This window comes from Bradyrhizobium sp. USDA3010 (assembly GCF_056429065.1).
Genome location: NZ_JBWJZD010000005.1, coordinates 50,715 through 76,594, shown reverse-complemented (window position 1 = coordinate 76,594; position 25,880 = coordinate 50,715). Strand labels below are relative to the sequence as shown.

Sequence of the window (25,880 nt, the reverse complement as noted above, 5' to 3'; positions counted from 1 at the left end):
TTGATGATGTTTTTCGTTCCAACCGTTTCGAAGCAGTCATTGCCCGGATATCACCAGGCTGGTTGCCTTCCCCCCGCAGCAGACAAACGAACACCCTTCCTCGCCGTCGGAATCACCGTCGGAGAGCTGATCGTTTTGTCTTGCTGATTAGTCGCGGCGTCCCGTACAGCGCCTGCGGCTTCGCCGGCAATCGCGACGCACCGCAGCTCTACTCGTGCTTTGGAGCCCGCCTGGATCGCAAGATCGAGCGGACGTGCCTACATTAAATCGATGTGCCGCGGGCCCGGGGCCCCATCATGGAGTTCGCCGTTCCCTCGCTGATCAATCCCGTCGATTTCGCCTCCCCTCACCTGCCTCATGTCCCCGCTCAGGGGCGCCGCGAACGATCGGACTGACCGTCTGACATTCGCACGCGGTTGCGCAGCACTCCGATGCCCTCGACCTCGAGCTCGACAACGTCTCCGTCCTTGAGCGAGCGGCCGTGGTCGACTGCGCTGCCCCCGAGAACCGTGCCTGAAGCAAAAATGTCGCCAGGGTAGATCGTGCGCGAGCGGCTCATCTCCACGATCGCCTGTTCAAACGTGAAGCGCATATTCCGCGAGGACCGATTGGTCCATTCCTCGCCGTTGACGCGCGCGATCATCCGCACGTCGGATAAGTTACGAAATTCATCGGGAGTGGCGATGCACGGCCCAAGCGTCTTGGCCCCGTCGAAATCCTTCCCGCCGGCAGGTCCGATCCCCATCTCCATGTGGACCAGTTGCTCATCTCGGGCGCTCCAATCGTTAAAGATCGTGTAGCCGAAGATGTGGTCCGCCGCCGCTTCGAGCGGAATGTCCTTGCCGCGATTTCCGATAACCACAGCCCATTCCAGTTCGAAATCAGCGATCTTTGAATAGGCTGGCCAATGAATGTCCTCATCATGGCCTGACACGGACAGGGGATCGACCGTATAATAGGTCAGGCGCTTGAGCAGCAGATCAAACCGTAGCCGTTTGGCTACAGCGAGTTGCGCTGCGGCCTGTTCTGAACCAGCGGCAGCCTCCACCTCAAGCTGGTGCTTGCGCTCATAGAACCGTTCGACATGCTCGGTAAAGAGGTTGCAGTCGCGCATGCGAACCGGTTTCGGCAACGGAGCTAACAGGTGCGCTTCGGCCGACGGCACAATGGCCGATCGCGGCGGATCGCTGACGATATCTTCTGCGAGCCGGAGCGCTTCAGGGCCCGCCTCAATCATGTCCTGCATTGACTGAAACCACCGGCCCTCTGGGTCTGTTTTGGTCAGCGCCGTCAGGTCGACAATACGATCATCAGACAAGAAAGCTCCGACTGCTTGGGTGCCCCGGGCACTGAAGGTGACAAGCCTCATGTTGGGCTCCTTCCGTCGACGAGGACTCCGACAAGGACGCAATCGTCAGGGCCATCGTTGCGCCACCCATGCATGCCGCCGTTTTGCACGACTACGTCGCCGGCTTCGAGAAGAACATCCTGTCCTTCGGTCAGCATCCACACACGGCCCGAGGCCACCATGAAATAGTTAAGAGTATCGGTCTTGTGCATCGAGCTGTGCTTCGCGGTCGCCAGTTGTTCCGAGGACGGCACGTGCACGCTCTGAATTGCGCGATGCATCGCCTCCACGTCCGCGGCTGACTGCCGCTCCGCGTTGGGCCTCATGCGGACGATGCGGAAAATGGTGCCCCCGTCCGGCGGCTCGTGCCGCATCGGTACCCCAATCGTGGGATCCAGCGAGGAAGAAAGGTCGGCTGGCGTCTCGCGCGTGATCCAGAGATCGCGGGCAAACACGTTGAAGCCAAGTTGGGGCAACGTTGAAAGATCGTCGATGGTCAGCACATCTGACCTTCCGTCCCGATCATTTCCGACAATGAAGCGTCGCATGCAATCTCCTCTGTTGTTGGCAAGACGCCTGAAGGGAGATGTCCGCGCAGTTGACCGAAATGACGACGCGTCGTCCGGCTTGCATCATTCCGCCTCCCTATCAGCGCCAGCTTGTTGCGCCAGGCCGCTTGGTACGATTATTGTTAATTTCGTACCACTATGCTTGTCAAGTAGCCCGCGCAAGTTTTGCGGAGAGGCGTGCGGCCGCGATGCGCTCGGAAGCCGTTGAGTCGGTACCCGCCGCTTCTATTTGCCGCCTTTGGCTTGATATATCGAAGCTAGCGCTTCCTTGGCGTCTCGCACCGCGGCGCCGCGTTGTCGCGCTTGAACAGGCCCTGGAAGAGCAGATCCGGAAGCTCGGCGAAGGCCTCGCTCATGGTGAGTCCCGCCGCAGCAAGGACCTCCGGTTGATTGATGAGTCTCGCCGCGGCGAAATAAACCTCGGCGGCCAGATGAGCGTGCAGCGGCTGGAAATGCCCTTTACGGATACCGTCTTCAATGAGATCGCGCAGCACCGCGACCCGCTCGCGTTGATGCTCTTCAAGCATCCGCCGGGCGGGCTCAAAGGCTCGCAATTCCTCATTAAACTGCTGGGTCGCTCGGGAGCTCTCGCTCACGCCAGGCTGCAGATAAGCAAGGATACGAGTCTGCGGATCTTCATTCTCGAGAGCAGCGCGCATGCCGCGTCGGCGAATCCGATCAAGCAGCCGCCGCAAGACCACCAAAAACAGCTCGGGCTTGTTGGGGGCAATTTCGTACAGGGAGCGCTTTGAACAGCGCAGTCGCGCGCACAGATCGGCAACGGTCGGCGTCTGAAAGCCCTCGGTAAGGAAAATTTCCTCGAGATCATCGAGGATCTTCTCGTGGCGCCGGTGCTGTCGGTCCTCGCTCCGGCGCGGACTTGGGCTCATTTTCGTCTCTCCTCAGCGTGGTCTCCCGATATAGCGCGATATTCCGCGATCGACCCAGGGCTAAGTTGACAAGCTCGATCTGGTACCAATATATCACTAATCGTACCATTCTCGAAGCGAGGCCCCATGCGGATCATCGATCACTTCGATCAGGGCGTTGCCTACTACCCCGACGCCGTTGCCTTCCACGATCTCGCCAGCGGCGAAATCCTGACCTATCGAGAGGCTGCTCGTCGCGTACAGCTGATCGCCGCTGCAATTCGAGGGCATGGATTTGGCGAAGGCGCCAAGATAGGTATCCTGGCGCCCAATAGCAGCACCGCGTTCGTGACCCTGATCGGACTGATGCGCGCCGAAGCAATTTGGCTCCCGCTTAACCCCCGCAACCCTGCAGCCGTTAACGCTGACCTGCTGCGGCGCTTCGATGGTGAGCTGCTGTTCTTCAGCCAGGCTCATGAAGAAGACGCGCAACGCATCCTTCCGGAGGCCCCTGAGCTGCGCGGCGCAGTCTGCCTCGATGCCGACAGCGTCCTGGGTCCCTCGCTCGAGACTTGGACGAGCCAGAACCATACTGGCGTCATCAGCGGCGAATATACGGCGGATGACCTGCTCGCGATCTTCCCAACCGGCGGAACAACGGGCCGGCCGAAGGGGGTGATGGTCACTCACGGCAACATCGCGGCGATGTTCAGAAATTTCATGAGCCACTTCGGTTACTACGACGATGCGCGGCATCTTGTGGTGGCTCCAATGACGCATTCGGCCGGCATTCTCGGCTGTCTTCATTTTAGTCGGGGTGGATGCAACGTCATCATGGCAAAGGCCGATCCCGGTGCCATTCTCGAGGCGATTCAGGAGCACCGCATCACCCATCTCTTCCTGCCGCCGACGGTTCTCTACATGGTGCTGGCTCATCCCGAGTTTGGCCGGCACGACTATAGATCGCTCCGTCATCTGCTTGTGGCAGCGGCGCCCTCCTCGCTGGAGAAGCTGAAGGAGGCCCTAAGAGTCTTCGGACCGGTGTTGTCCGAAACCTTCGGTCAGGCCGAATGTCCGGCCGCGATCTGCCTCAAAGCGCCATGGGACTATCTCAACGCCAAAGGTGAAATCGACTTCAAGCGCCTGCATAGCGTCGGACGCCCCGGCGTGTGGAATAAGGTCTCCATTCTCAACGACGACGGAGCAGAACTGCCCCGCGGTAGACCCGGAGAAATCTGTGTGCGCGGGCCTCTCGTTACGCCCGGTTACTACAAGGACGCGGAGTCGACTGCCTCCATCCGCCGGTTTGGCTGGCATCACACCGGCGATATCGGGATGATGGACGAGCATGGCTACATCACGATTGTCGACCGCAAGAAGGACATGATCATTTCGGGGGGCTTCAACATCTTCCCCAATGAAATCGAGCAGATTCTGGCCAGCCACCCGGCCGTCCAGGAATGCTCGGTCATCGGGATCCCCGACGACAAGTGGGGCGAGGCCGTCAAGGCTGTGGTTCAGCTTAAGCCTGCGGCAAGAGCGACAGAAGCGGAGCTGATCACCTTGGTCAAACAAGCCCTCGGTGGTGTCAAGGCGCCCAAGAGCGTGGATTCTGTCGATGATCTGCCGCGCAGCGCGGTTGGGAAGGTCCTCAAGACTGAGCTGAGGGCAGCCTATTGGCACGGGCACGCACGTGCAGTGAATTGAGGTGGAGCAGCATGACTGACGTCCTGATCGCCGGGGTTGGTATGATCCCCTTCGCCAAGCCCGGTCAAAATCAAAGTTACGATCTTATGGGTGCTGGAGCCGTGCGCGCCGGACTGGACGATGCCGGTATCGTGTACGCCGATGTTCACCGGGCCTATGCGGGTTACGTGTACGGCGACAGTTGCGCTGGCCAAGCCGCGCTCGGTCACCTGGGCGCAACAGGAATCCCGATCATCAACGTGAACAACAACTGTGCCAGCGGCTCGACCGCATTTGCGCTTGCAGTCGATGCGGTTCGCAATCAGCCGGACGCATGCATCCTTGCCCTGGGGTTCGAGCAAATGGCTCCCGGCGCGTTAGACATCGTATTCGGCGATCGACCCAATCCAATTGGCCCGCACCTCGCCCGTGTGGCGGAAATCATGGAGCTGACCGTCGATGACCGCGCCAAACCCCCGGCGATCCAGCTCTTTGGTTGTCAGATCGAGTTGCTGCAGCAACGTTGCGGCGTCGGCGATCGAGCCTTGGCCAAGATTGCGGTTAAGGCTCGCCGTCACGCCGCAGCCAACCCCTACGCGTTGTTTCGAACGCCGTTGCAGGAAGATGCAGTTTTGGCGAGCCCTTTGCTCTTTCGAGGCCTCCGCAAGCTGTTCGCTTGCCCGCCGAGCTGTGGAGCGGCAGCGGCACTCCTGTGCGGGCCCAGGTTCGCAGCGCGGCACGGGTTGCGAGCGAGTGTGCGCGTGATCGGATCTGGATGGACAAGCGATCGCAGCGAACATTTTGCAGGTGATCCACTGGACATTATGTTCCGGGCACTCGGTCGAGACGCTGCAGATAAGGCCTATGAGAATGCCGGGGTTGGGCCGGGGGACATTGACGTCGTCGAGCTGCACGACTGTTTCACCAGCAACGAGGCACTGATGTATTCAGCTCTCGGCTTTTGCTCCGAAAGCGAGATTGAGCGATTCATCCTCGAAGGCCGTGGCAGCTATGGAGGAGACATAGTCGTGAATCCGTCCGGCGGCCTGTTGTCGAAGGGCCATCCGCTCGGGGCTACAGGACTAGCCCAGATCGCGGAGCTCACGTGGCAACTTCGCGGCATCGCCGGTCGACGCCAGGTCGAAGGTGCTCGCACCGGACTGCAACAAAACGCCGGCTTGGGCAGCGCCGGTTTGGTGCACATCCTGCAAAATTGTTCGCAGGTGTGAGCTGCATAGCTAACTCATCGTCATGCGTGGCCGACATCGCGGAACTCAGCGCATCAGGCTTGAGACAATAAGCCTCCTCTGTTTTCCAAACATTGAGATTGACGCAGACCGCGTCGCGGCGCGAGGGATCGCGGTGTCGGGCGGCGGATCTCCTCAAGCGCCCTTCGTCGACGGTTGAGAGAGACATGCGCCGCGGTTGATAGATGACCCCCGGTCTAAATGGTGTGACACTGTTTGAGCCGCGAGCGGGCCGGAGGGCCCGGCGAGCGCCGGACGCGGAGACGCGTCATCGTCACCGATCCGGCTAGCCGGATCGGCGACGATGCAACGGGATTGACTTGAAACGGCCGCGCAGCCGGGTACTGATTGCGCAGCTCATGCCGTCAGATTGCGCGTTCCATCAACCACTTTGCCTTGCCTTCCAGTTCAAGCCGCGCATCCTGATGCGTCTCGCCGCGAGCAATGGCGGTAATGCCCTGCACGAAATCAAAAATACTTTCCGGCTTGCGATTTTCCTCGCCCAGGACAGTCTTGATGATTTCCGATGTTACGGATCTCGAAAACCCGGCTCTGCGTAGAAAGCTCTCCCGGTCTTCGTCAGTGCGAGCAACGATCCGCTCCCGGGCAGCCTTGATCCCTGCGACGAACGGCGCGGGCGACGAATTGGCAAAGTTTGACAGCGCGGGCGCCGCTTCATGCGCAAAGCGTTGCGCGGCGAATTTTGAATGTCGGATCGTGATTTCCTCGAAGTTCTCCACGCCCCAGAGATTGCGATTCATGCAGACGGCTCTGAGGTAGAAGCTCGCAATTCCAAGCCTCTTGCTGCCGACCTCGCTGTTCCAGCAGTAGAAGCCTCGAAAGTACATGTCCGGCGATCCATCACGCAAGCGTCCCGCCTCGATTGGATTCGTGTCGTCGACCAGAAACAGAAATACGTCGCGGTCGCTGGCATAGAGCGTGGTCGTGTCCTTAGTCACGTCCACAAGGGGATTATGGGTCATGGTCGACCAATCCAACACGCCCGGCACCTTCCATCGCGTGTCGAGGTGCCATGCGGGCTGCCGTCGGAAGCTCCATTCCAGACGATTTCTGAGAATACTCAAATTGGAAGTTCGGCGGATCGGCTGTGCCATTCGCTGCGACGTCGGGAATCGCTGTCGCTCCGATTCTGCTGGTCCGCACTGCTAAAGTGAGCGAACGGCGAGTGTGAGATCGCCTCCTGGCCCTGTATGCGACACAGCCGCCGGCATCTCAGAACTATTGTACCTTGAAAAGGAATGGGCTGACTGAAACGAGCGGCCTTCCATCGGGCGTTTGCTTCACTCTAAATTCTATTTCTTTTTCTGCGCTCGTGTCCAAAACGGAAACAGACAGTATCCCAATGCAAGTGACTTCTCGCGTCGCTTTGTCCTCTGACTTCACAAGTATCGTGGCATCCAGGCTGTAGACAGCGCTTTTCTTTGCACCTTCCAAAATCGCCGACTTTTCAGTTTCCGATTTCGCAGCGTTCATCATTGCGTCAAGCGAGCTCGAGTATTTGAGTGTGAAGGTCACCAGCTTGTTATTTTGATCGTCCGAAAACACCTTGAGTACCGAACTGCGAGCATCCAAAGAACGACACGCTTGGCCCGCCATTTGGTCCGCTTCTCCACAGCCGCTCAAAAAGAGCAGCAGAACGAAGCGTGCCAGAAGCGCCTGCCCTTCCCTAATAGGTCTCATTCGACTGCCCGCGTCGGCTTGCCCCGATACGCTTTGCGCAAGACCGGCGACAGAGCGTGGCCGCGGGCAGTTTATGACGCTGGAGTTTCGGGCGGCCGGGCCATTGCACAGCCTCCATCCAGAGCGGACCATGGCGCCTCAACAGTCGGATTCCGTTTTTGGTATATACCGAGAGTCAAAGCGCCGATCCATACTATTTGAATTCGGCGGCATGGAGCTTCACGAAATCGCGCGTGCTTACGGGGGCTTCACCGGTGAGCTTGTACATGGTGTCCGTCATGCGGTCGTAACGCCCCTGCCTGTTCAACTCGGTCATGGCCGAGAGATGGTTGACGACGTGCTCCGGAAAGCCTGCCCGCCGAAGGCCTTCGCTCCACGCAGCCCGCGGGACGTCGCGATATCGGATGGTTCTGCCGAGCGCCTCCGAGAAGGCACGCGCATGTTGGTTCAGATCGGCGGATTCCGGCCCGGTCAGGTCGTAGACCTGTCCAATATGCGGCGTGGGATCGTCGAGGATCGCCGCGACCGCGCGCGCTACATCGACCGCCGAGATTGGCGAGGTCCTGCCGTCGCCCATCGGAAGCGCCAACTCGTCAGAGGCCCGCACGCTCGCAGCGGCGAGCATCAGAAAGAAGCCCTCGAGGAAGACCGTCGGCCGCACTGTGATGATCGGCAATCCCGACCAGGACAGGGCCTGCTCCGCCAGCCAATGCAGCCTGTGCTGCGGGCTGTCGGTGGTCTCGGTGATGCTCATCTGCGAGACCGTCATCTGCGACATATTCACAAAGGCTTCGACACCGTGGTGGCGAGCGACCGCGGCGGTGTTGATCGTCGCTTCCAGGTATGCCGCCGAGACAGACATTCCGAAATAGATGCGCCGACAACCTTCGATGGCGCGGTGCATCGAGGCGAGATCCGTCAGGTCGGCCTGTACGACCTCGGCGCCGAGCTGCCGCAAGGCCTCGGCGCGCTTGTCTTCGCGGCGAACTAAGGCGCGCACCTTATGCCCTCTGGTCAGAAGGAACCGGGTAAGATTGCGACCGATGCCGCCGACCGTGCCGGCTGCGCCAGTCACGAGAATCGGGCTGTCGTGCTTCTGTTTCGTCGCCATTTCTCAGGCTCCTCGCTTGTTTCGAAGAAGTGGATTGACGGCCCCGCTTTTCGCCAGAGCCTTCGGCTTCCGCCGCTCAACGCGGCGGCATTCCGGCCTGCCGCATGACGAAGCGCTGGATTCGAGGGATGACGATCACCAGCATCGGCACGATCACGACATAGCTCGTTACCGCGGCCCGCAGCCAGCGCGCGGCGAAATCGGGCTGAAAGCCGTAGTTCATGGCAAGACCGACGAACGACATGCTGGTCGAGGTGATGAGGCCGGTGATCATGGAAATCGCCGGTCCGATCAATTTCGGGGGAAGGACCATTTGCTTGCTCCTGGAAACGGGTCTATTAATTAGACGACGTATAACTTTTACGGTGTAAAAGCAATAGGGCCGATGCCGCGAACCGCCGATCCGGAGTTACCTCACAGAATCTTGAAGGCCGCCGACGCCCTTTGGCAGTCGGGTGGCGAGGAGGCCGTGACGATCCGCGGCGTGGCGGCCGAAGCGGGCACGACGACGCCGACGGTCTATAGCTACTACGCCGACCGGGAGGCCCTGCTAACGGCATTGCGCGCGCTCGCCTTTCAGCGCTTCTCAGCCTACCTCGCGAAATCGCGCGACTTCCGCGACGCCTGCGTGAGACATCTTGAGTTCGGCACCAGCCATCCCCGCGACTATGAATTGCTTTACGGGCGCGGCTGGATGGAGCGCGTCACAACGGATGCGCAGGGCAGCGAGATCGCACGATACACCAGCCATCTGGTGCGCGCCGGCGTCGATGAAAGAAGAGCCGCGCACGTGGCCTATCCGGTCATGATGATGCTGCACGGCGTGGTAATGCATCGGCTGTTGAACAAGAAGCCGAGTCCGCTCGGCCGCACGATCGCCGCAGCCTGTCTCGAGGCCTGCATGACGCTGCTCGACATCGCGCGGCAGGGTAAATAAGCGCGACGGTTCAGGAACACACCCCCGTCGCCAGAGCCCGCTCCCCGCACTGCCGTCCTCCGACCCAAGCGTCCGGCGCCGGCGAACGCTGGCGAGGTCGACATTGCATGCTTCGGCGTTCATCTCCTCTCTGGGTCAGCGTTGAAAGACGAGCTTGCCTCCGACCAGCGTGATGTCCGCCTTGATGTCTTTGATCTGCTCTTCCGGAATGGCCATGTAGTCCGCGGAAAGGACCGTGAGGTCTGCAAGCTTGCCCGGCTGTATCGTACCCTTGCGTGCTTCGTCGAACGTGTAGCGCGAAGCTGCCGACGTGTAGAGACGGAGCGCCTGTTCGCGACTGATAGCTTCCGCGGCGCCGTACACGCTTCCATTGGGATCTTTCCGCGTCACCATGATGTACATGTTGAGGAACGGGTTGATCGGGTTGACGGGGAAGTCGGTTCCGGCGCCGAGGCTGTCCAGCCCCATTTTTTCGATCAAGGTCTTGGTCGGCACGGCGCGATCGGCGGTCGGCCGTCCCAGGAAGCGCTCGACGGTCGCGGCCTTATCCCACATGAAGACGTTCTGGAAATCGACCCTGACACCCAGCTTGCGAGCGCGCTCCATCTGCTCGGGCCTGATCAGACTCGCGTGAATGAGAACGAAACGACGGTCCCGGATGGACCGTTCCTTGTCGGCAGCTTCGAAAGCATCGAGCACCTGGTCGATACCGAGATCGCCGACGACGTGCACGCCTACACGCCAACCGTAGCGATTGCAGATCGAGACGAGTTGCATGAGCCGTTCGGGCGTTTGCTGGGCGATGCCATGGTAGTTATCGTGCGAGTCCGGATAGACATCGCGCATTAGCGCCGTCTTCAGGGTCATGCCGCCATCGTAGAAGATCTTGATGCCGGCGAACTTGACCCAGTCGTCGCCGAAGCCTGACGAAGCTCCGTTGCCCGACATGATCGCCTCCCAAGCGGTCAGCTCGGCGGGCGGCTCGGGTCTGAACATCAATCCCGTCCGCAACGTCGCTTGTCCGGACGCGGCGATCTTCTGCACTGTGCGGACGTCGCGCGCTTCCGTGGCGCCTTCGACCGCGCTCGTGATCCCGAAACTGTTCAGTGCCCCCTCCGCGAGCGCGAACTGCCTGATTTCGTCGTCTTCGGTCCACGGCGGAACAGCCTTCTCGACCCGGTCGATCGCCGTCTCGACGAGGACGCCGGTCAGTTCACCGGCGGCGTCGCGCTCGAAGGAACCGCCGCTCGGGTTCGCGGTGGTCTTGTCGACCCCTGCCTTTTGCAGGGCCATTGTGTTCGCCATAGAGAAATGACCGACGGTCCGCAGATAGACCGGATTGTCCGGGGCGACGCGGTCGATCTCCTGCCTCGTTAGATACCGTTTCTCGGCGAGTTGCGACGGCGGATGCCACGCGCCGCCCACAATCCAGTCGCCCGGCTTCTTCTTGGCCACGAACATCTTGATCGCCTCGAGCGCTTCGGCGACCGTCTTCGCGCGGCTCATGTTGACGACATAGTCGGCGAGACCGGCCGCCTTGTAGTGAGCGTGAGTATCGATGAGGCCGGGAATCACGGTCTTGCCGGACACGTCGAGCACTTGCGTGCGCGCTCCGGCGAGTGCCCGGATGGATGCGCTGCTACCGGTCGCGAGAATTTTTCCGTCCCGAACGGCGATCGCCTCGGTCACGCTGGATCGTTCGTCGAGGGTCAGAACTTTTCCGTTGACGAGGACGAGATCGGGCGAGCTGACATCTCCTTGCTGAGCAGCAGCGGGCGCTGCGCCCGCGAATAGAATTCCTGTACCGAGCATCGCGAGCGCCGCCGACCTGCAGACCATTCCAACCTCCCGATCGTTGTGTTCAATAGACGAACATCTTCCCTTTTCTCGATAATACCCCGCCTGGCGAAGCGGTCCACCGATTCAGGGTCGTTCACGCCGCGATCGTTGCGGCCCATCAACGACGACGATCGAACCGGTCGAGAATGGATTGCAGGCGAGAAAGAGGACCGCGTTCGCGATGTCCAATGACTCGCCCAAGGTTCGGCTGCTTTGGCACGAACGCGTCGAGGACGAGCCTTGGCAGGAATGGCTTCACGAGTGCTCCGGCGCGCCACCGGAGAGCTCAGGCACGGCCGCTAGCGGCCGGCCCCGCTTCGCCACACTATCGGCGGCCCTCATTGCGCGGCCGTGGTACCGGACATCGGAACCCAGCGCTCGCCGTCGAAACGCTGCGGGCGCAGCGACGTGATCAGGCGATAATCATCCGGGCTGGTGTTGACGGTGATGCCCGGGATCAGGCCCGGCAGCGCCACGTTCTTCAGTGCAGTGGCCTGCTTCATGATGTTCTGCCGGGACAGATCGTTACCGCAGGCCTCGATGACCTTGGTCATGAGAACAGCGACGTTCCATCCGGTGAAGTTGAGCTGATCCTCGATATCGCCCTCGGGATAATACTTCCTCATGAAAGCCAGCCACTCCAGATAGGCGGGATCGTTGGCCCATTCGGGATCGCCGACCGACTTGGTCGGCGTCGCAGAGATCGCTCCCTTGGCGTTGTCGAGCCCGGCCGGTTTGAGGATCGTCGGCACGAAGTTGCTGCCGATCGGCAGGAACTGCTGCGCGCGCCAGCCGAACTCGCCCGCTTTGCGGATCGCCTGCGAGGTAAATTTTCCGGTCGACGCATTGAGGAAGACGTTGGCGTTGGTGCTCGCCAGCGCCACGATCTGCGAATCGACTGCGGGCGACGTGACTTCGTAAGGCGACGTCGCGACAATCTCGGCCTTGGGATCGAGCCGGGCCAGTTCGGCCTTGAAGCTGCGAAGATATTCGCGTCCGTAGTCGTCGTTCTGGTACAACACGGCGACGCGCGCACCGGGCGTGTGCTCTGCCACCAACCGCGCGTAGATCGCAGCCTCAGTGCTGAACAGCGTCATGCCCGAGATCGTATAGGGACTGGTCTTCGGATCGGCAAAGCGCTCGCTGGCCGCGAACACGAACAGCTGAGGGATCTTCTTGGCGTTGAGATATTTCTGCACCGCGGCGTTCTGCGCCGTTCCCATGCTGCCGAAGATCGCAACCGCCTCGTCATTCTCGATCAGCCTGCGCGTCTGTTCCACCGCCTTCGGCGGGCTGTAGCCACCATCGAGGGAGATCAGCTTGACCTTGTGGCCATTGATGCCGCCACGATCGTTGATCATCTGGAAAAAGCGGGTCTGCACCTTGCCGACGGCGCTCAGGGCCGACGCCGGCCCACTATACGGCATGGTCTGTCCGAGAACCAGTTCAGTATCGGCCGACGGCGGTCTCCGCCATCACTGCCACTGCCTCGGGACTGCGATGCTGCTCCGCCATCGCCCGTTCTTCGGCAGTGGCGATCTGTGCCTGCATGTATGCGCCGAGATCGCGGGCACGACGGACGATTGCGGCTCCAAACGAAAGCCGCATCGAATCGAATTTGGCGAGCGCTGCGGGCAAATCGCCCGGATGCGCGCGCAGCGCATCAGCCAGCGCAGCCGCGTCGGCCGCGGCCTTCGTCACTCCCATTCCGACGTGGGGTCTGGCCACGAACGCAGCGTCGCCCAGGATCACCGTTCGGGATCCAAGCGCCATACGTGGCGTCTCGAGATCCAGAATGGCCTGGATGAATGGCTGAGATGTGCGGCGAACGACCTCGGCAAATTGCGGCGCAAGCAATCGTTCCGCATCCCGACGCATCGAGGTGATCACCTCGGATCGAATCCTCGGCGGCGGAATCGACAATTCGTGCCGAACGCCGTCGACGTCCGTCAGAAGATCTGCCAAGCCATGGTCGGCATCGGCGGGACGATACCAAACAAAATTGAAGCGGCGCTCGCCGACATCCATCTCTTCATTGGCGCCAGCGACGGGATAACCGAGCATTTGCTCCCCGGGAGGGAGGCTGAAGGCGAACCAATCGCACAATTCTGCGCGCGTCCGGGGCGATAGGTCCCGCTCATTGACGAGGCCACGCCAGGCGACGTCCCGCGTACGCAGGGCGGACATTGGCCGCAAGCTGTGCCCTGACGCACGAAAATATGCCATCCGCGCCGATCAGCAGATCTCCCAAGGCCTTCGAGCCATCGGAGAAACGCGCCGCCACGTGGTCGCCAAGCTCCACGACGTCCACGAGGTTCTTGCCGTGATGATAGTGTTCGGCCGGGAGCGCTTTCTTCAGAAGACCGTAGAGGTGTCCCCACGAAGTAAGAACCTGCCGTAGCCCAAGCTCGCCGGCGATACGGCCGCTCCGGTCCAACACGCGCCGCCCAGGAACGACGACTCCAACGGCGGCAGCTTCAGTATCTATGCCGGCCCTGCCCAGTACCTCGAACAACTCACGATGGGTTACTATGCCCGCGCCGCGGCCTGCCAGTTCGGCGCCGATACGCTCATAGACATCGACGTTCCAGCCTTCCCGCCGCAACAGCAACGCAGCGAACAGTCCAGCCATGGACCCTCCAACCACGAGCGCTTTCGGCCGCGACTCGCGCCTCCAACGATGGTCGCTCAAGAGCGGCCTCCCTTCTGTTGTTGGTGGTGTAGCGCTTTGTGAAAGCGCTATTTATCGTTTGATCAATTATCGATCTGTCATTGACGCAAGTCAACGGCTATTTATCATTTGATAAACAAATGTGATGGCCGCGGTCTTGATCGGCCGCGGCAGCAAATCGGTGTATGAAGTCACTGACAACACTCAAACTGACGAATCAGGTGTGAAGCAGCCAAGCAGAGCGCGTTTCCGAACGCCGACCCGAGAACAGCAGAGGCTGGACCCGACCGAGCGGGAAGCCATTATCGCGCGAGAGGCCGTCTCGTTTTTCGCCGAGTACGGGTTCGAGGGGCAGACCCGCGAACTCGCAAAGCGACTGCGCATTACCCAGCCCCTGCTCTATCGCTACTTTCCGAGCAAGGAGGCTCTTATCGAGCGGGTCTATCAGGACGTTTTCGTCGAACGCTGGAAGCCAGCTTGGGAGAAAGTCATCACTGATCGCTCGGTCCCCCTGAAGGCGCGGCTGGTCCATTTCTATCGCGAATACGCCGAAGCCATCCTCACCTACGAGTGGATCCGCCTGTTCATGTTCGCGGGCCTGAAGGATCTCGGATTGAATGCTCGCTATCTCAAAATGCTGCGCGAGCGCGCCTTCGAGAAGGTGATCGAGGAGATCAGGCTCGAGTATGGGCGCCCCTCAATTAGCGAATTCCCGATTACCGTTCTCGAAATCGAGATGGTGTGGGGCCTGCATGCGGCGATCTTCTATCTCGGAGTGCGTCAATTCATCTACTCGATGCCCCTCGAAACAGATGTCAATTCGATCATCGACGCAAAGATAGCGACGTTCCTGAATGGCGTTCGCTCCGTTCTGCCGGCGAAAGCACCAGTCTAGGCTCGGTAGGCACGTCTGCCGCCTTCGAAGAGCAATTGGGGTGCCGTGGCTGTATTGGTGGGCCGTACATCGACGACGCCAAATCTCCAACCATCCTTCCGGTTAGACTGCAATCGCTCTCTTGATGCGGGCCGCGGTGAATGGAAGGTCATACATCCGAACGCCGATCGCATCCCTGATCGCATTGGCAATCGCGGCTCCCGCAGGCCCTTGCGCGGCCTCAGCAACACCATAGAAGGCATCGCCCGGACGATCTATCAGATGGACTTCAACCGAGACGGGAACGCTGTCAAACCGCATGATCGGATAGGCCGACCAATCCACCGATGTGACACGGGTGCGATCGAACGTCACCTGTTCGCAAAGCGTCCAGCTGATCGACTGCAAAATGCCGCCTTCAATCTGGTTGCGGATCCCATCCGGGTTCACGACCTGCCCGGTGTCCACCGCCGCAACGACGCGACCAATGCGAACGACACCACTCTGGCGTGGAATCTCGATCTCGACGGCCACGGCACACCAGGCCTCGAGATTCTTGTAGCGTGCAAAGCCAAACCCGAATCCGGCGCTCTGCGAACGCTTGACACGCGCGGCCCAGCCGAAACGCGATGCCGCAGTTTCGATGACCTCACGCGCACGCGGATCTTCGGTATGCCGAAGCCGAAACGCGACGGGATCCTGACCCGATCGCACCGCCAATTCGTCGATAACGCTCTCGATCGAAAGGATGTTGAGATATCCACCCAGAGAGCGCATGGAGGATCCGCGCAAGGGCATGTCGGGGAGGAAATGGCTGATCACCTTTGAGTTCGGGATCGCGTAGAGCGGAACTGCATTTCGATCGCCGCCGCCCTCTGGCTGGGCCAGCACGACGGGCGGCGCGGGCGGGAAGGCGTCGGATTTCAGTCGAGCAGCGATCAGCGTCCCCGGGGGGCCTGGCCGCATCATATGCGACTGGCTCCAGACTTCGTGGTGCCAGTCCGCAATGGTGCCGTCTGCTCCGACCGTCGCCTTGAGCTTGACCACCATGCCCGGCCCGAATGGATCCCACGCATGCTCTTGCTCGCGCATCAGCTGGACCCTGACCGGCCGACCGGGCATCGCAAGGGCGAGCATCGCCGCGTCGGCCGCCGCGTCGTCCGCTCCGTTGTGGCCATAGCAGCCAGCGCCTTCTGAATGGATGCAGCGCACGCTCTCGGCGGGCATCCGCAACATGCCGGCAATCGCATCGCGAAGGAAAAATACGCCTTGCGTATGGGTCCAAACAGTGAGCTTTCCGTCCTGAAATTGCGCAATCGCGCAGGACGGCCCGATCGAGCCGTGCGTAAGATAGGGTCTGCTGAAGGTCCCTTCGACCAGGATTCCCGGCTTGCCCGGATTTCCCGTATCGTGAATCGTCGTGTCGTGCGAAGGCAGATTCATGAGAGCGGTCGGCAAGTCCGCGGCGTCCGGCAGTTCCTCTCGTTCGATCCATGTCGTCGTGGCCGCGAGCGTTCGCATTCCCTGCACTGCAGCCCACTCGCGTTCCGCAAGCACGCCGAGGAAGTTGCCGTCCCGGACGACCTTGACGATCCCGCTCATCCGCTCGGCACGCGCGACGTCGCAGTCCCGCAACGTGGCGCCGTAACTCGGCGGGCGAACGACACGACCGTGCAATATTCCCTCGGGGCGCAGATCTTGGAGGTAGGCTGCTCCACCCGTCACCTTGGCAGGAATATCGACCCTCGGCACCGGTCGGTTCATCACGGTGAAGTCTGCCGGCGAGGTCAACCGCGAGGTGTGCTTCGCGTCGACCGCCAACAGTTGATCGCGAACCAATTCGCCGTAGCCCAAGCGCACGCGGTTAGGGGCGAATACCTCGCCGTCGCGGACCTGCAGCGAGGTGGCGGCCACCCCGAGCCTGCGGGCGGCCTCATCGACGAGTATCTCGCGCGCCTGCGCCGCCGCATGCCGAATTGCGGTGCCGGAGTCCTGCATCGAGTGGCTGGCGGCCGTGTAGCCTTCGTTGGGCGTCCGCGCGGTGTCGGCCGTGATCAGCGATAGCCGATCGAGCGGCAACTTGAGCTCCTCTGCCGCGACCTGAAGAAGCGCGGTCTTGAGGCCTTGTCCAAGTTCGGCCTTTCCGGTGAGGATCGTAGCGGCACCCGACGCGTCAACGCGAATCCAGGCGTCGATACTCGGAGTGTCGTCGAGGCTTCCTGGCAAACCGTGCTTCGAGGGTTTTCCACCCGTGCCGGTTTCGGTCTGTGCATGCGCCGCAGAAAGCCGGAAGGCGACGATAAGCGCACCGGCGCCCGCCAATACGCTGCGCCGAGAGACAGCAGGCGTCATCGTCCCGTCCTCGCGTCAGCTGTGTTCGACCGCATCTCTTCCGCGGCACGTCGAACCGCACGCAAGATACGCATGTGCGTTCCGCACCGGCAGAGATGAGGCTGCAGTTCCGCTTTGATCGATTCGTCGGTGGCATGCGGATCGCAATTCAGCAGTGCCTGGGCGCGCATCATCATGCCGGGAATACAGTAGCCGCACTGTGCGGCCTGCTCGGCGATGAACGCACGCTGCATCGGGCCAGGCGCATCCTCGCTCCCGAGTCCTTCGAGTGTCGTGATCGTCCGTCCCTCCAACACCATCACCGGCGTTATGCAGGAGAAGATGGCCTTGCCATCGACGATGACGGTGCAAGCTCCACATTGGCCGAGCCCACAGCCGTACTTTGCGGCATTCAGGCCGAGTTCGTTCCTGAGAACGTAGAGCAGCGGAGTATCCGGGTCCGCCTTGATGGATCGCCTCTCGCCGTTCACGGTCAGCATTGTCATGTACTTCACCGAACCTTTTGATCTTTGCTCTCTGGTGCGATTTCACGATCACCCCTCGCTTCCGTGATCGCTTTGGCCAACCCGTTCCACTGCCGCTTTCCGGCAAACCGGCGACGCAGATAGTCGGCGAGATCCGAGATCTGCCGGTCGCCAAGGACGGCGCCGAAACCGGGCATGATCGGACGCGCGGAAGCGCCGGCGGCGGCTGGTATTCCCTGCACCACCAAATTAATCAGATTGGCAGGTGTCTCGTCCGCAACTGCGGTGGAGAGTTCGAGTCTCGAGCCACCTAACGGCAAGGGTCTGTCGCCTTCGTGGCACGACGCGCAGACGGCGGCGTAGATCGCACCGCCCGGCTCGGATGGGATAGAGGGCGTCGCCGCCTGAGCGCCGGCGGCCTGCGGCAGGCGGCCCGGACCAGAAGGGACTGTCTCCACATCCTGCTTTCCTTCGCCTTGGTCGAGAGAGGCAAGATAGTGTGCTATCGCTGCGACGTCCGCGGGATCGACCTGAGACAGGTTGTCGACCACATTCGCCATAGGCCCCTGCGCGGTCCCGTGCAGCGGGTGTGAGCCTTGCGCGAGATATTCTGTGAGGGCAGCCTCATCCCATAAAACGGGCGATTGCGAGCTTCGACCAAGCGCATAGGCGCGCCAACCTTCGGCTTCGCCTCCTTTGAAACTGGCCGATGTCTTTTCCGCACCCAACAGATTGCGGGGAGAATGACAGGCACCACAATGCCCGAGCCCGTCGACCAGATACTTTCCCCTATTCCATTTCTCGTCCTTCGAGGGGTCAGCGACGAAGCGCACCTGACGCAGGAAGAGAAGTTTCCAGCCGGCCAGCGTCAGGCGGACGTTGAGAGGAAACGGAAGTTCGTTCGGTGGCGCCGACGACTTGACCGGATCGATCGACATGAAGAAGGCGTACAGCGCCTTCGCATCGTCATTCGACACGCGCGTGAAATGATCGTACGGAAAGGCAGGATAAAGGTGGCGGCCTTCGCGATCCACGCCGGAGCGCAGAGCGCGAATGAACGCCTGCTCCGACCATCCTCCGATGCCCGTTTCCGGATCGGGTGTGATGTTGGTGGAGTAGATCGTTCCGAAGGGCGTCGGCATCGCAAGCCCCCCAGCGTATGGGACCCCGCCGGTGGCAGTATGACACGTGGCACAATCTCCGAGCAGAGCAAGGTTCGCTCCGCGACGCACCACGGCACGATCCGGCTCGCCGAGCGACCGCGGATCGACGAGAGGCATCGGCGTTTCCCAAGCATAAAGAACTGCCGCCGTCGCGCCAATCGCCGCGATAGCAAGCAATGCGAGCAGAACAGACCTGAGCTTCATCGCCCTTCCCTCGTGGGTGCGAACGCCATATCAGGCTAGCCCGGTCGCGATCTTTTCAGCTTCATGCGCGACTTGCACAATCTCCCGATCACGGCTCGACGAACCAATCCAAAGCGTGCGCACCGAGTCCAATACGGCCGCGCGTCCGCAGCATAAGGATCGAACGAAAACTCTCCTCTCCCAAAGCAAGCATGCGGCCAGGGCGGCGATCACGGCGATCTCCAACACCGTCGCTAAACATGCCGACGCAGCCATCGGCACATAGGAGCCATCCATTTTTGACGATCCCTTGCTATTTATCGATTGATAATTAACTGGCGATCTGTCCGAGATCAAGAGCCGGCACGCCGAACCAGGACGGCGCGCCGACGAACGAAGGATTGCAGCCATGTCGACATCAACGATCGCGACGGACCAGCAGGCGCCCGAACTCACCCGTGCGCGCACGTTCGCAATGGCGGTTTGCGCCGGGATTGCGGTCGCAAACATCTACTACAATCAGCCTCTGCTCGGCCTGATCGAGGCGAACTATCCGAACTCCTCGGCAATCGGCCTCATCCCCACGGCCACACAATTCGGCTACGCCGCCGGCCTGCTTTTCCTCGTGCCCTTGGGGGACCTTGTCGAAAGGCGTCGCCTCATCACCGCGCAATTCGTTGTTCTGGCGGCGGCTCTCGCCTTCGCCGCGGTCGCTCCGTCGACGCCCGCATTGATCACAGCGTCGCTTATGCTGGGCGTGGCGGCCACCGTCGCCCAACAGATCGTCCCGTTCGCCGCGACGCTTGCCGATGACCGGACCAGAGGCGCCGCCGTCGGAACTGTCGTCAGCGGAATCCTGGGCGGCATTCTCCTCAGCCGCACGATAGCCGGTTTCGTCGGTTCGCACTTCGGATGGCGCGAGATGTTCTGGCTCGGTGCGCCCTTGGCGCTCGGCGCCGCCGCGCTGGTTCGTTCGATCCTGCCGCGTCACCATGCGACGCAAAGGATCGGGTACGCTGCCGCGTTGCGTTCGCTCATCCACCTGCTTGTCGAGGAGCCGGCGCTGCGGTTGGCCGCCGCAACGCAAGCGATGCTGTTTGCCTCGTTCATCGCCTTCTGGACCGTCCTGTCTCTCCATCTTCAAGAACCCACATTCGGACTCGGACCGGAGATCGCCGGCCTTTTCGGCGTCATCGGAGCGTCAGGCATCCTCGCTGCGCCTCTCGCCGGTCGGGTAGCCGACAAGCGGGGTCCTCACATGGTGATTGCGATCGCTGCCGCGATCTCGCTTTCCTCATGGGTCGTGTTCGCGGGCTGGAACGCTGTCGCAGGATTGGTCGTCGGGGTAGTGTTGCTCGACATGGGCGTGAACGCAGCCCTCGTTTCAAATCAGCACCTGATTTTCGCGCTCCGCCCGGAGGCTCGCAGCCGGCTGAACACCGTCTTCATGACGGCAATGTTCATCGGCGGATCGCTCGGATCCCTCGGGGCAAGCTGGGCCTATGCGCATTTGTCTTGGCTAGGCGTCTGCGCCTACGGGGCGGCACTTGCGATGGCGGGCCTGTTCCTGCAGCTACCCACGATTTCGTCCCGAACCAATGGGGCCTCACGTCACTGAGGCGACGGCACTATTTGGCGATCGCAGGGACTGATCGGATCGTCAGGATTCTCCAGCGCCGGCTAGCTCTATCCACTGGCACCAGATCCCAAGCTTGAAGGAGTGTGAACATGGCGGGTCTTTTTGATCAGATGACGCTGGGTGATCTCGATCTCGCGAACAGGATAGTCATGGCCCCGATGACGCGGTCGCGCGCCGACCAGCGCGGCGTCATCAATCCCACCGCGTCTGAATACTACGGAGCGCGGGCGAGAGCCGGCCTCATCGTGAGCGAGGGCATCAACGTGGGACCGATGTCGTGCGCCTTCGATCGGACACCCGGTCTCTGGACCGATGATCAGACCGAGGGATGGAAAGCCATCGTGGATCGGATCCACGAAAAAAGGGGACGCATCGTCGCGCAGCTCTGGCACGCCGGACGGGCAAGCGCGCGTGGCCTATTGTCGGACAAACAACCGCTGTCTCCGTCGGGCGTGAATGACGATCTAGATCGGTTGCAGGTATGGGCGCTGCTCGCCAACGGCGCATACGTGCGGATCGCCGCCACGCCGTCGCGTGCGATGTCGCTTGCGGAGATCCAAGGCGTCGTGAACGAATTCAGACTTGCGGCCGCCAACGCCGTTCGCGCAGGGTTCGACGGCGTGGAGATCCACGGCGCCAACGGCTATCTCATCCACCAGTTTCTGTCTCCAACCATCAATCTGCGAACCGACGATTATGGCGGCAGCGCCGAAGGACGGTCCAGGTTGCTTCTGGAAATCGTCTCGGCAATTGCCGGTGTCATGCCGCGTTCGCGGATAGGACTGCGGCTCTCGCCGTTCGCGGACTACAACAGCACTCGAGACCCGAAGCCGGAAGATACGTATGGGCAACTCGCGCCTCGGCTGCAGACTGCGGGGCTCGCATATCTGCACCTTGCGGACACCAACGCCTGGACCGGCGCATCCGAATACGAAAAGATGCTTTCGATCTTCCGCGGACGCTATCGCGGACCACTTATCGTCAATGCCGGGATCACTCCCGAGCACGCCGACAAAATCGTCAGTGCCGGCGAGGCGGACGCCGTCGCCTTCGGCCGCCTCTTTCTCGCCAATCCGGACCTTCCGGCGCGGATCCGAGCGGGCGGCCCCTACAACTCCCCGAAACCGTTCGGGATATACGGCGGTTCGGATTCCGGCTATCTCGACTATTCGCTGCTCGAGACAGTCAACAGAGAGGCCGCTGCGCGAGCTTAATACGGGTTGAACGGCAGAGGTCGACGACAGTCGTCATCCTGCGAGTCCGTACACGGACATCCGGGCGGACACTCCTCGCAACTGGTGTTCACCAAGATGCTCGACGCCTTGAGAGAGATGCCGGGCGACGGCTTCCGTCATGAGCAGGTCCCGGCCTATCGTCTTGGTGAGGGCTTCCACGCGGCAGGCCTCGTTGACGGCGGGGCCGATGACGGTGAAGTCCAGGCGATCAGGAGCGCCGATGTTGCCGAAGAAAACCTCACCTTCGTGAAGGACGATGCCAGCCCGGAGCACCGGACTGTCCTCGGCGACGGACGCCACCCGGATTTTCCGATTGGAACCTTCTAGTCTGACGATCGCCTCTTTCGCCGCCGACACGGCCGCGCACGACGCTTCGGCGACGCCTACCGTCACCGGAAAGACGGCGAGCATGCCGTCGCCGATGAACTTCAGAATTTCGCCGCCGTGGGCGTGCACGGCGCTCACCATTGCTTCGAAGTAGGCGTTAAGCAGCACCAACATGTCGGTCGGGGCCAGAACGTCCGACATATTCGTGAAATTTCTCAGATCCGAGACCCAAATCACCGCGCGGATCGAGTCTCCTGCGCCGCGCTTGATGGCGCCTTCCAACACTTTGGCAGCGGCGCCGTAACCAAGATAGGCTCCCAACGCGTTCTCGGAGATCTTCAACTCACTGTGCCGCTGCACGTGCAAGGCGAATAGCTTGAAGAGACGACTCAAGGAACTGATCTCCGCCTCGTCGAAGCCGCCGGCCACTTTCGTCGCGATGGTGATCACGTTGCGCGTATCCAGGCCCGATAGGGGAATCGCCACGTAATCGGTCAAGCCGGCGGCCGCGAGCTCGGACATGATCGGAAATTCCGCCTGTGCCGGCGCGTCGTTGGGCGCTCGCCGTATCGTCTCACCGGTCTCGACGATCCGCTGCAGCGGGTTGAGCCTGTAGGCATCGGAATCGATTGTCGCGTCAGCGACCCGCACCTCGTCGCAGAAGCCATCGTCAGCGTTCCAGACCCACGCGAACCCCACAAGCTGAGGATGGAGCGTGCCGATGTGTAGGGTAAGTCGATCGACCGACGAGCCGGCGGCCTTCATCCGACGGATCAGCTTGACCAGGAGATCGATCATCTGCCGCTCGGCCGAAGCCTCTTCCAACAGCCACGCTTCGATCTCGGCGAAGGTGCCGATGCTGCCGGCGGCGACCGCAATGGGGCCTACCCGACGCACGAACGTGACCGACGGAGGATAGGATCGAGGTGACGGAACGGGATTCTCGGAAGCCATTTCAATTCCCTCGTGCATCGACTTCGCGCCCGAAGCGTTCGACGAGGAAGTCGATGAAGAGCCGGACCTTCACCGACAGGTGCCTGGTCGGCGGATAGATCGCATACAGCGCAAGCGGCGGCGCCCAAAAGTCTTTCAAAATCGCCTTCAATTGCCCCCTCTGCAGTGCCTCTCCGGCGATGAACGCGGGTATCAACGCAACGCCCCTTCCCTTGACGGCGACGTCGCGCAGCACCTCCGCGTTGTTGACGCACAGCGACCAGGCGGGCTGGATCCAGTGCTCCCCGTCCGCACCGCTGAGCTTCCACTGATTGCCGGTGAGAAGGAAGCCGTAAGTCAGGGAGACATGATCGCGGAGATCTTGCGGATGACGTGGCGTACCGTGCCGCTTGAGATAGTCCGGCGAAGCGCAGATCACTCTCGGCATCGGCGTGATCTTCCGCGCGATCAAACTCGACGATTCGAGCTCGGCGATCCGGAGCGTCACATCGAAGCCATCCTGGACCGGATCGACGAGGTCGTCGCTTAGCACGAGTTGAAGCTGCATCTCCGGGTACTTGATCATGAAGTCGGCGAGCGCCGGCCCCAGCCTGATCGTGCCGAAGGACATCGGCGCATTGATACGCAGAAGGCCACGCGGCGTAGACTGCAAATGCGTAACCGCCTGATCGGCAGCATCGAGCTCCGAGAGGATCGTCAGCGCCCGCTCGAAATAGAGCTGGCCGTTCTCGTTTGGGCTCGCGTGTCTGGTCGTCCGGTTGAGAAGCTGCACGCCGAGGCTCTCCTCCAGCTCCGCGACATACTTGCTAATGGCTGACCTGGACAGGCGCAGCTGGCGGCCCGCTTCGGAGAAGCTGCCGGTTTCCACCACCTTCACGAAGGCCTTAAGGCTGGCCACCTTGTCCATCGTTTGACCCCGATTGTCGCCAATTTGTAGACAGTGGCGTCATGAAAGCATGGATTGTTCTCAGATTAAAGCCGTCCGATATGTGGTGGGAGGGCCAAGCGGCTCTTTCGAACCCGGAGGGCAAGATGTCAGGCATTCATCACGTCACCGCTATAGCAGGCGACCCGCAGAAAAATTTCGGCTTCTACACGCGGGATCTCGGCCTGCGCTTCGTCAAGAAGACGGTCAATTTCGACGATCCGGCCACCTACCATTTCTATTACGGGGACGAGGCCGGCCGGCCGGGCACGATCCTCACTTTCTTCCCGTGGGAGGGAGCTCCGGAGGGCCGTCGCGGAGTCGGCGAAACCCATCAGACGACTTTCCGCGTCCCCCAGCGCGCGCTGGGTTACTGGACGCAGCGCTTCCTTGAGAAGGGCATCAAATTCGAGGCGCTCGAAAAGCGCTTCGGCGAGTCCGTGCTCGCCTTTTCCGATCCGGACGGTATGGCGCTTGCTCTGGTCGGCATTGCAGGTGCCGAGGACGAACCGGCATGGAGCAACGGTGACGTGCCGGTAGAGCGCGCGATCCGCGGCTTCCAGGGCGTCACCCTCCTGCTCGACGATGCGACCAGGACCGCGAAGGTCCTCACCGACGTATTCGGGTTTCGCGAGACAGCTCGCGAGGGCTCCGTAATCCGGTTCAAGGCGCCCGGCGACGCGCAGGGAAACGTGGTCGATATCTATGAGGCGAAAGGTTTTCTGCGCGGCAGACAGGGCCGCGGCTCGGTGCACCACATCGCATTCCGGGCAAAGGACGACGCCGAACAGGGAAACATGGCCGAGAAGCTGGTCAGCAATCATGGATTGCATCCCACCGAACAAAAGGACCGCAGCTACTTCCGATCGATCTACTTCCGCGAGCCGGGCGGCGTCCTGTTCGAGGTCGCAACGGACATTCCGGGATTCGCCGTGGACGAACCGGTCGAAACGCTCGGTCGCGATCTGAAACTGCCGAGTTTCCTTGAGCCGCACCGCAAGGAAATCGAGGGCGTTCTGCCCGAGCTTCAAGGAGCCGCATCATGACCGCAAAGTCTCAGTTCACCCATCGCTTCGAACCTGGCGATCGGACGGGCACCCCGCCCCTGCTGCTGCTTCACGGCACGGGCGGCGACGAGAACGATCTGCTCCCGCTCGGCCACATGATCTCGCCGGGCTCTCCGCTCCTGTCGCCTCGCGGCCGCGTTCTCGAGAACGGGATGCCTCGCTTCTTTCGCCGCCTCGCGGAGGGCGTCTTCGACGAGGAAGATGTCCGCCATCGCGCGCTCGAACTCGGGGACTTCGTTCAGGATGCTCGGGAGTGCTACGGGATCGACGCGCCGCTCGCCGTCGGCTATTCGAACGGCGCCAACATCGCCGCAGCGCTTCTGCTGATGAATCCGAGAGCGCTCTCCGGCGCGATCCTGATGCGCGCCATGGTCCCGCTGACGGATCCTCCGGATGCGGATCTCGGCCGAAAGCCGGTTTTGATCCTGTCCGGACGGCAGGATCCCATCGTTCCGGCCGACAATGCAGATGCGCTGGCCGCGATGCTGTCGACGGCGGGAGCCACAGTCGACCATCAAATCCTCTCCACAGGTCATCAGCTTTCGCAGGCCGACGTCGCGCTCGCCCGTGCGTGGTTGGCTGAAGCGAAGCAGCATGCGACGGCCTGCTGACAATCGATCTCGGACGACCACCGCTGCTCTCCGGTCGACTTCCTGTTCGGACAGGTCATTTGGCAGTCCGCCGACCGGGGCGCATGCCCATCGAAGATCATTGGCTGT

The 25,880-nt window shown here is 61.4% G+C and carries 22 protein-coding genes and 2 pseudogenes; 8 read left to right on the top strand and 16 right to left on the bottom strand.

Going from position 1 to position 25,880, the window contains the following annotated elements; translation table 11 throughout:
• Positions 1-367 precede the first annotated feature (367 nt).
• The 3 genes from AC066Y_RS10410 to AC066Y_RS10400 all read right to left on the bottom strand — a co-directional run bounded on the left by AC066Y_RS10410 (position 368) and on the right by AC066Y_RS10400 (position 2,807).
• Positions 368-1,369 carry a fumarylacetoacetate hydrolase family protein gene (locus tag AC066Y_RS10410; RefSeq protein WP_478273800.1) on the bottom strand — a complete coding sequence of 334 codons (1,002 nt, stop codon included), beginning with the start codon at positions 1,367-1,369 and terminating at the stop codon, positions 368-370.
• Positions 1,366-1,896 carry a cupin domain-containing protein gene (locus AC066Y_RS10405; protein WP_478273799.1) on the bottom strand — a complete coding sequence of 177 codons (531 nt, stop codon included), beginning with the start codon at positions 1,894-1,896 and terminating at the stop codon, positions 1,366-1,368. Before AC066Y_RS10405 ends, AC066Y_RS10410 begins: the two co-directional genes overlap by 4 nt.
• A 278-nt stretch (positions 1,897-2,174) precedes the next feature.
• Positions 2,175-2,807 carry a TetR/AcrR family transcriptional regulator gene (locus AC066Y_RS10400; RefSeq protein WP_478273798.1) on the bottom strand — a complete coding sequence of 211 codons (633 nt, stop codon included), beginning with the start codon at positions 2,805-2,807 and terminating at the stop codon, positions 2,175-2,177.
• A 126-nt stretch (positions 2,808-2,933) separates the two neighbouring features.
• On the opposite strand from AC066Y_RS10400, the gene AC066Y_RS10395 reads away from it, so the two are divergent.
• Together AC066Y_RS10395 and AC066Y_RS10390 are read left to right on the top strand one after the other, a co-directional pair.
• Positions 2,934-4,493: a class I adenylate-forming enzyme family protein gene (locus AC066Y_RS10395; protein WP_478273797.1), complete on the top strand. Its 1,560-nt coding sequence runs from the start codon at positions 2,934-2,936 to the stop codon at positions 4,491-4,493.
• Positions 4,494-4,504: 11 nt separating this feature from the next.
• Positions 4,505-5,701 (top strand): thiolase C-terminal domain-containing protein, encoded by a 1,197-nt coding sequence (locus AC066Y_RS10390; RefSeq protein WP_478273796.1) that lies wholly within the window; start codon positions 4,505-4,507, stop codon positions 5,699-5,701.
• Positions 5,702-6,084: 383 nt separating this feature from the next.
• Here the strand turns inward: AC066Y_RS10390 and AC066Y_RS10385 are convergent.
• The 4 genes and pseudogenes from AC066Y_RS10385 to AC066Y_RS10370 form a co-directional block, all read right to left on the bottom strand.
• A pseudogene (locus tag AC066Y_RS10385) lies at positions 6,085-6,744 on the bottom strand (DUF932 domain-containing protein); the annotation flags it as partial.
• Positions 6,745-6,958: 214 nt separating this feature from the next.
• Entirely contained in the window at positions 6,959-7,420 is a 462-nt protein-coding gene (locus AC066Y_RS10380) for a hypothetical protein (RefSeq protein WP_456762400.1), read from the bottom strand.
• A gap of 193 nt (positions 7,421-7,613) precedes the next feature.
• Complete coding sequence (locus AC066Y_RS10375; RefSeq protein WP_478273795.1) at positions 7,614-8,531, bottom strand: SDR family NAD(P)-dependent oxidoreductase; 918 nt, start codon at positions 8,529-8,531, stop codon at positions 7,614-7,616.
• 76 nt (positions 8,532-8,607) lie between these two features.
• Positions 8,608-8,844 (bottom strand): DUF2798 domain-containing protein, encoded by a 237-nt coding sequence (locus tag AC066Y_RS10370; RefSeq protein WP_478273794.1) that lies wholly within the window; start codon positions 8,842-8,844, stop codon positions 8,608-8,610.
• A 111-nt stretch (positions 8,845-8,955) separates the two neighbouring features.
• Here AC066Y_RS10370 and AC066Y_RS10365 point away from each other — a divergent pair, with 111 nt between their 5' ends.
• Positions 8,956-9,468 carry a TetR/AcrR family transcriptional regulator gene (locus tag AC066Y_RS10365; protein ID WP_478273793.1) on the top strand — a complete coding sequence of 171 codons (513 nt, stop codon included), beginning with the start codon at positions 8,956-8,958 and terminating at the stop codon, positions 9,466-9,468.
• A gap of 135 nt (positions 9,469-9,603) precedes the next feature.
• Here AC066Y_RS10365 and AC066Y_RS10360 read toward each other — a convergent pair whose 3' ends face one another.
• The 3 genes and pseudogenes from AC066Y_RS10360 to AC066Y_RS10350 all read right to left on the bottom strand — a co-directional run bounded on the left by AC066Y_RS10360 (position 9,604) and on the right by AC066Y_RS10350 (position 13,939).
• Positions 9,604-11,307 carry an amidohydrolase gene (locus tag AC066Y_RS10360; RefSeq protein WP_478273792.1) on the bottom strand — a complete coding sequence of 568 codons (1,704 nt, stop codon included), beginning with the start codon at positions 11,305-11,307 and terminating at the stop codon, positions 9,604-9,606.
• A gap of 338 nt (positions 11,308-11,645) precedes the next feature.
• Positions 11,646-12,734 carry an ABC transporter substrate-binding protein gene (locus AC066Y_RS10355; RefSeq protein ID WP_478273791.1) on the bottom strand — a complete coding sequence of 363 codons (1,089 nt, stop codon included), beginning with the start codon at positions 12,732-12,734 and terminating at the stop codon, positions 11,646-11,648.
• Between the two features lie 19 nt (positions 12,735-12,753).
• A pseudogene (locus AC066Y_RS10350) lies at positions 12,754-13,939 on the bottom strand (FAD binding domain-containing protein).
• 262 nt (positions 13,940-14,201) lie between these two features.
• Between AC066Y_RS10350 and AC066Y_RS10345 the strand changes: the two are divergent.
• Positions 14,202-14,873 (top strand): TetR/AcrR family transcriptional regulator, encoded by a 672-nt coding sequence (locus AC066Y_RS10345; RefSeq protein WP_478273985.1) that lies wholly within the window; start codon positions 14,202-14,204, stop codon positions 14,871-14,873.
• A gap of 102 nt (positions 14,874-14,975) precedes the next feature.
• Here AC066Y_RS10345 and AC066Y_RS10340 read toward each other — a convergent pair whose 3' ends face one another.
• From AC066Y_RS10340 to AC066Y_RS10325, 4 genes are read right to left on the bottom strand one after another with little or no spacing between them, the layout of a single operon-like run.
• Positions 14,976-17,204, bottom strand: coding sequence for a xanthine dehydrogenase family protein molybdopterin-binding subunit (locus AC066Y_RS10340; protein WP_478273790.1), 2,229 nt, complete (start codon positions 17,202-17,204; stop codon positions 14,976-14,978).
• Entirely contained in the window at positions 17,201-17,689 is a 489-nt protein-coding gene (locus AC066Y_RS10335) for a (2Fe-2S)-binding protein (protein WP_478273789.1), read from the bottom strand. The genes AC066Y_RS10340 and AC066Y_RS10335 overlap by 4 nt, the downstream gene beginning before the upstream one ends.
• A 5-nt stretch (positions 17,690-17,694) precedes the next feature.
• Entirely contained in the window at positions 17,695-19,035 is a 1,341-nt protein-coding gene (locus AC066Y_RS10330; protein WP_478273788.1) for a c-type cytochrome, read from the bottom strand.
• A gap of 30 nt (positions 19,036-19,065) precedes the next feature.
• Positions 19,066-19,425, bottom strand: coding sequence for a hypothetical protein (locus AC066Y_RS10325; protein WP_478273787.1), 360 nt, complete (start codon positions 19,423-19,425; stop codon positions 19,066-19,068).
• Between AC066Y_RS10325 and AC066Y_RS10320 the strand changes: the two genes are divergently transcribed.
• Both AC066Y_RS10320 and AC066Y_RS10315 read left to right on the top strand, forming a co-directional pair.
• Positions 19,424-20,632: an MFS transporter gene (locus AC066Y_RS10320; RefSeq protein ID WP_478273786.1), complete on the top strand. Its 1,209-nt coding sequence runs from the start codon at positions 19,424-19,426 to the stop codon at positions 20,630-20,632. The two genes, AC066Y_RS10325 and AC066Y_RS10320, sit on opposite strands and share 2 nt — an antisense overlap.
• 110 nt (positions 20,633-20,742) lie before the next feature.
• Positions 20,743-21,867: an alkene reductase gene (locus tag AC066Y_RS10315; RefSeq protein ID WP_478273785.1), complete on the top strand. Its 1,125-nt coding sequence runs from the start codon at positions 20,743-20,745 to the stop codon at positions 21,865-21,867.
• A gap of 33 nt (positions 21,868-21,900) precedes the next feature.
• Here the strand turns inward: AC066Y_RS10315 and AC066Y_RS10310 are convergent, their stop codons facing one another.
• Together AC066Y_RS10310 and AC066Y_RS10305 are read right to left on the bottom strand one after the other, a co-directional pair.
• Positions 21,901-23,169: an adenylate/guanylate cyclase domain-containing protein gene (locus tag AC066Y_RS10310; RefSeq protein WP_478273784.1), complete on the bottom strand. Its 1,269-nt coding sequence runs from the start codon at positions 23,167-23,169 to the stop codon at positions 21,901-21,903.
• Between the two features lies 1 nt (position 23,170).
• A complete protein-coding gene (locus tag AC066Y_RS10305; RefSeq protein ID WP_478273783.1) occupies positions 23,171-24,076 on the bottom strand; it encodes a LysR family transcriptional regulator in 906 nt (301 codons plus the stop codon).
• A gap of 125 nt (positions 24,077-24,201) precedes the next feature.
• On the opposite strand from AC066Y_RS10305, the gene AC066Y_RS10300 reads away from it, so the two are divergent.
• Positions 24,202-25,140 (top strand): ring-cleaving dioxygenase, encoded by a 939-nt coding sequence (locus AC066Y_RS10300; RefSeq protein WP_478273984.1) that lies wholly within the window; start codon positions 24,202-24,204, stop codon positions 25,138-25,140.
• Positions 25,137-25,772 carry an alpha/beta hydrolase gene (locus AC066Y_RS10295; protein ID WP_478273782.1) on the top strand — a complete coding sequence of 212 codons (636 nt, stop codon included), beginning with the start codon at positions 25,137-25,139 and terminating at the stop codon, positions 25,770-25,772. Before AC066Y_RS10300 ends, AC066Y_RS10295 begins: the two co-directional genes overlap by 4 nt.
• Positions 25,773-25,880: the final 108 nt, after the last annotated feature.